The 4,704-nt window shown below is 36.7% G+C and carries 7 protein-coding genes; all 7 read left to right on the top strand.

The genetic code is table 11. From position 1 onward, the window contains the following. The first annotated feature begins 374 nt into the window (after positions 1-374). Entirely contained in the window at positions 375-926 is a 552-nt protein-coding gene (locus INT03_RS00225; RefSeq protein WP_193007108.1) for an antirestriction protein, read from the top strand. 131 nt (positions 927-1,057) lie between these two features. Then, entirely contained in the window at positions 1,058-1,360 is a 303-nt protein-coding gene (locus INT03_RS00220; RefSeq protein ID WP_193007107.1) for a hypothetical protein, read from the top strand. 75 nt (positions 1,361-1,435) lie between these two features. Beyond that, positions 1,436-1,633 carry a hypothetical protein gene (locus INT03_RS00215; protein WP_193007106.1) on the top strand — a complete coding sequence of 66 codons (198 nt, stop codon included), beginning with the start codon at positions 1,436-1,438 and terminating at the stop codon, positions 1,631-1,633. 72 nt (positions 1,634-1,705) lie between these two features. Further along, a complete protein-coding gene (locus tag INT03_RS00210) occupies positions 1,706-2,446 on the top strand; it encodes a hypothetical protein (protein WP_193007105.1) in 741 nt (246 codons plus the stop codon). Positions 2,447-2,654: 208 nt separating this feature from the next. Beyond that, the gene (locus tag INT03_RS00205; RefSeq protein WP_193007104.1) at positions 2,655-3,128 is read left to right on the top strand and encodes a helix-turn-helix domain-containing protein; all 474 of its coding nucleotides are present in this window, start codon (positions 2,655-2,657) and stop codon (positions 3,126-3,128) included. A gap of 2 nt (positions 3,129-3,130) precedes the next feature. After that, positions 3,131-4,213, top strand: a complete 1,083-nt coding sequence (locus INT03_RS00200; protein WP_193007103.1) for an AcrVA2 family anti-CRISPR protein — start codon at positions 3,131-3,133, stop codon at positions 4,211-4,213. A gap of 47 nt (positions 4,214-4,260) precedes the next feature. After that, positions 4,261-4,641: a hypothetical protein gene (locus tag INT03_RS00195; protein WP_193007102.1), complete on the top strand. Its 381-nt coding sequence runs from the start codon at positions 4,261-4,263 to the stop codon at positions 4,639-4,641. Positions 4,642-4,704: the final 63 nt, after the last annotated feature.

The following is a 4,704-nucleotide window of genomic DNA, read 5'->3' as shown; positions in this document are numbered from 1 at the left end:
CCGACCTTGTACCTAATATTATATATAATATGACTAACTTATGCAACCGTTATACACCAATAAAAAGAAAATAAATAAATAAAAAATAGCTCGACCAGCAGGGAGGGCGTAAAGGTTTAAGAAGGGGAGAGAAGGTAGGCTCAGAGAGCCAGTGAGAGGGCGCAGAAGCAGCGATAAGGGTTTAGGCTGGTGATAGTAGTAGAGAGTTAATGAGAGGCGTATACACTAAATAAGGAGCAGTAAATAAAAGTTGCGTCAACGCAAAAAAACACTTGTAAATGTTAGTCATATTATATATAATAGGTTTTATGAGGTCGGTAGGGTACTGGCCGCCCAGCCGTTAGGGTATTAGCGGCAAAGCTAAGGAATTTAAGATGACTATATCAAAAGCAGACGAAGCACGTAGCCAAGAATTAGAAATGCCTACAAAAGAAAAACCAGCAGTATTACCAAAAGGTATAGATCGTAAAATCATTAAAAGTAATCAGGTGGAATTTTTCGCTAATATGTGCCGTAACGGATCGGCTAGTGTTGTCATGGAGAATGTGGTTTGCAACTATGCAAGAAAATTAAGTGATGATTATGATAGCGGCTATTGGGAGTTTGTCGATCTAGGCAAGCATAGTCTTACTAATACCTTTTTTATGTACCCTGACAAGGAAGTGTATTTTTGTGCTAATGCTGATAATTATTCAGAGGGCTACCTAAGTGGTGAATTGTTTGGGTTGATTGTTAGCTTATTTGCTATCAATGTGATGGCTTGGAAAACACAAAAGGAGCTAAGAGATCATTTTGTGAACTTGTACCATGAAACCAAAGATAGAGTTAGTTTAAGCTTAAGTTTAATCGTTAAAAAATCAGATAGTCCAGAAGAGATATTAGAGGCGAGAACAGCGCAGCGAATGATCTATAAATTCCTAGACTAAAAAGAGCAAGGTAGAAAAAAGCCATTAGTTAATTCTAATGGCTTTTTTGTTGCGTTGACGCAAAATAAATAATAATATTTATTGATAAAGTTATACATACGTTATATAATATTATATACAAGGTCGGCAAGGTGCTGACTGTTTTTAATCTAATAATTATGGTGAAAGTTATGGTATTTGTTTTTTCTTTAGTATGTTCGTCTCTAATGATCTATTTTATAGAAGAAAACCCTAGCTATAAGGGAATGGCGTTATTGACTTTTATAGCTAGTAGTTTGGTGGGTGTGTGTTTGGTTTATCTGCATAGTAACATCGAAGAGCTTTATGGCTTATTAGCCGCCGTTGCAGCTATGCTAATTATTATATTATTACCTATGTCGTTTATTGTGTACGAGAGAATTAAAATAAAACATAAACAGAGTAAAGCGGTGTAGATAGGGTGTGAGGTCGGCAAGGTGCTGACCACCCAGCCGTTAGGGTATTAGCGGCAAAGTTAGAAGGTGGATAATATGTTTCAAACAGGCAAGGTACAGCTACCTAATGATGTAGTCAGCAAGGGATATAAAAAGGTAGGACGATTTAGACATGAACAAGTTTGGTATAGCAAGGAGCATGATTTTACAGGAACGGATCAAGATTTTATTGATAAGGGCTATGCATATCGGTATCAGGATCTAGGAGATTATAAGCGCATTGCAGTAAATTAATAAAAGGTTGATAAAGTTATATATACGTTATATAATATTATCTCAATTAAAGAAAATGATAGGACGAAGAAAATGAAAATTTTAATTACTGAAACGTTAGAAGTTAAACCCCTTAATATTGCACTGGATCAACAAGATACGCTGATTAGTCAATACACTGTAGATGGTGAGTTTAAGCGCATTAGTGATGATGATCAGCGTCTTGAACTTGTGGGTTATGCAGATTATGAAATGGCGCAAGAAGATTATGAGTGGTGGCGCGATGTTTGTGATCAGTATGATGACATGCACCAAATGGTTGAAGGATACGGCGAAAAGTATTCAGGGGGCTTGATTGAGCTAATCACAGAAAATTGCCATAGTACCGATTTTGGTGACATTCCAAGTAATACCATCCGAACTATTGAAGAGTATTTCGGGTATGGGGCTAATGATTCAGGTCATAAATTATCAAACTTTAGCTTTGTTGAAAATGCAAACGGCTTTATTAAAAACGAAGACGGATCAATAGATGCCAGCATAGACTTTATCGTTCATGGCGTTATCGTACCAACTGACGACACAAGATTTGAGGAAAAAACTGTAGTGGTTACAGTCAAGACATGGCGTGATAGTGACGGCAACTTTGATCTTAATATTGTTGATAATGAAACGAATAGGGTTGATAACAGCGCCTACCGTCATTTTGATAACGCTGGGGCGCTTGGCTGGATGAATGATTATTTGGTTGAAATCATTGAAAATGGCAAAACTGTTGACGGCAAAGGCGTTTATGAGATCTGCAAAGATATGATTGAAAGTAAGGAAGCCTAATGTTTAGCACTAATCATATTAGTGTCTTGGAAGAGGTGCAACCGTCATGGTTGCGTCTTAATCCAAATGAGATGTGATCCCTTATCAGTTCAAGCAAGATGTGAAAAAAGCCATAGTTAATGATGACGATAATTTTTTATTTTATATGAGAAAACATTTTCTAAAAATGTTATATTTATATCAACAAGGTTATACATAAGTTATAATTATGAAAAATCAAGAAAAACAAGTTGTTATCAAGTTTGATGGTGATAGAGAGGCTTTTAAAAGTCTAAGAAAAAATTTTGGATCAGGAAACCAAGAAATCATCGCAACGGCGCTGGGCTGGTCTGATCAGAACATAGTGAGCAGATTTGAGAATGGTGAATTTTCGCTTGATCCTAGAACGTTTACGCTGTTTAGCTTGATCACCAATAGCCACCCCAATTATAAGCTGTCTCAGCGCCAAGAGTTTTTTGGCAATTTGCTTATAGAGCCGCCAAGTTTGGGGGTTGATCGTCAGAAGGCTAGAAAAAAGGCGGGGCTAACTGGTCAAAAAATGGCTGATGTTTTATCGCTGAACAGTAAAACGATCATTTCAAACTATGAGAACAACAAGCAAAATCCTAGTTTGCAATGCTGGACGATGTTTTTACTTGTTACAGATCAGCACCCTTATTATGAGCTACAGCCAAAGGATTGATGATGAAGGTGAATAATATGTTATCTGCTTATAAAAAACTGACAGATTTTAATAAGACTTATAAAAATACCAAGCGAATCTATCAAGACATGCAGCAAGTTTATTTTAAGCATAAGTTTAAGGATGGGGTGTTCTGTCCGTCTTCTGAGATATATACCATAGCGCCCATATTTTTGATGGAGCGTGAGCGTAGAGGTATGGGTAATAAGGTGGTGAGCCACACTGATGAAAGGCAGCTATCTTTATTAACTTACTTTTGGGGGCTGCATGTATTTGGCACATGGCGCAATACTTTAGGGGTGTATCGTGTTGATCCTGATATTTTTGAAGACATTATCAGATCACCAATTCCTGAAGCGACACCAAGTAATATTTTTAAAAGATTGCCTGATTGGTGTGTTTATTTTGACATGCCCAAAGAGGCAGTTACCTTTAGAACAGAGGGTAATAAAAGCGTGGTGTGTGATGGTTTTTGGGCGGTGCTAGATTATGATTATGATGCTAATGACAATCACCAACTTGTATTAAATATCATCTTAAATATTCAAGGCAAGACAGATACTATCTACGACACTTATCAGCCGATAAGACTTTTGATTGATGATGGTTTAACGGTCGAAGAAGCTTATGAGAAGCTTTTTATTAGGGATTTTATTCATAACAATAAAAAAGACAACGAAAGAGCTAAGAAGGACATGCAGACCACAAAGCGGCTGCTTATGAGCTTGCTTTCAATGCTTTTATGGTTATGTGTAGAAGAGCCTGATATCAGTAATATTAAGGGCGAACCAATTAGCCGAGAAGACATTAAAAAAACAGGTGTGGCGATCAATAAAAAATCAGGTAGGTTTGTGCCACCTTCAACGCCAGTGGTTAGAGAGCTTGGAAAGCGGCTGGGTGGAGAGGTGAGGCAGTACCGTGATTGGGTAGCTAAGGGTAAGCCTGAAGGTGAGAAGTCTTTTGCTTACAAGGTGAAGCCTCATATTAGGCGCGGTCATTTTCATGGGTACTGGAAAGGAAGTGGTCAGAATAAGCAGTTTGAAGTGAAATGGCGCTATGCAACTTTTGTGAATTTCTCTACATAGCTTTTGCTTAATTTTAAATCTATTTAAAGAGAGAAAAAGGAAAAGCTATGAAAAAAATTGATGGTGATAAGCTTATAGCTGGCTTTATGAATATGGTAAATATAATAATAATATTGGTAATGGCAGCAGTGTTATTAGCAATATTATTTGGGTTTGGTTTATTCGTATATGATCGTTATGAAGTTCACAAACATAAGTCTTTGAAATTTGCTATAGAGACGACTTATATCAAAGATGGTTATTCTTATAGTGATAAAAAATCTGAATGTGTTATGTATGATCCTAATACAACCAATGCTATTGAGGTTATAAAATCTTTTAAGAAGAGCCATTTTGTAGAGAAACAAGATGGCTTAAAGCAAGAAGTAAGCGTAACCGATGATTGTATTTGGCTTTGGATGCCTAAAGCAGAAGAGATTTATAGATAATCTTAATATTGAAAGTTAATAATTATATGGCTGTCGGACGGGCTTTCCGTTCCAATGCCGTAT

Source organism: Psychrobacter sp. PG1, from assembly GCF_014897815.1.
GTDB lineage: Bacteria > Pseudomonadota > Gammaproteobacteria > Pseudomonadales > Moraxellaceae > Psychrobacter.
Note: the sequence above shows the minus strand (reverse complement) of the source record. Positions and strands in the feature narration are given on the sequence as shown.

Bases quoted from the DNA above. Each gene is read 5' to 3' on its own strand.
- INT03_RS00225 (WP_193007108.1), top strand. From the start codon at position 375: ATGACTATATCAAAAGCAGACGAAGCACGTAGCCAAGAATTAGAAATG.
- INT03_RS00215 (WP_193007106.1), top strand. From the start codon at position 1,436: ATGTTTCAAACAGGCAAGGTACAGCTACCTAATGATGTAGTCAGCAAG.
- INT03_RS00210 (WP_193007105.1), top strand. From the start codon at position 1,706: ATGAAAATTTTAATTACTGAAACGTTAGAAGTTAAACCCCTTAATATT.
- INT03_RS00205 (WP_193007104.1), top strand. From the start codon at position 2,655: ATGAAAAATCAAGAAAAACAAGTTGTTATCAAGTTTGATGGTGATAGA.
- INT03_RS00200 (WP_193007103.1), top strand. From the start codon at position 3,131: ATGAAGGTGAATAATATGTTATCTGCTTATAAAAAACTGACAGATTTT.
- INT03_RS00195 (WP_193007102.1), top strand. From the start codon at position 4,261: ATGAAAAAAATTGATGGTGATAAGCTTATAGCTGGCTTTATGAATATG.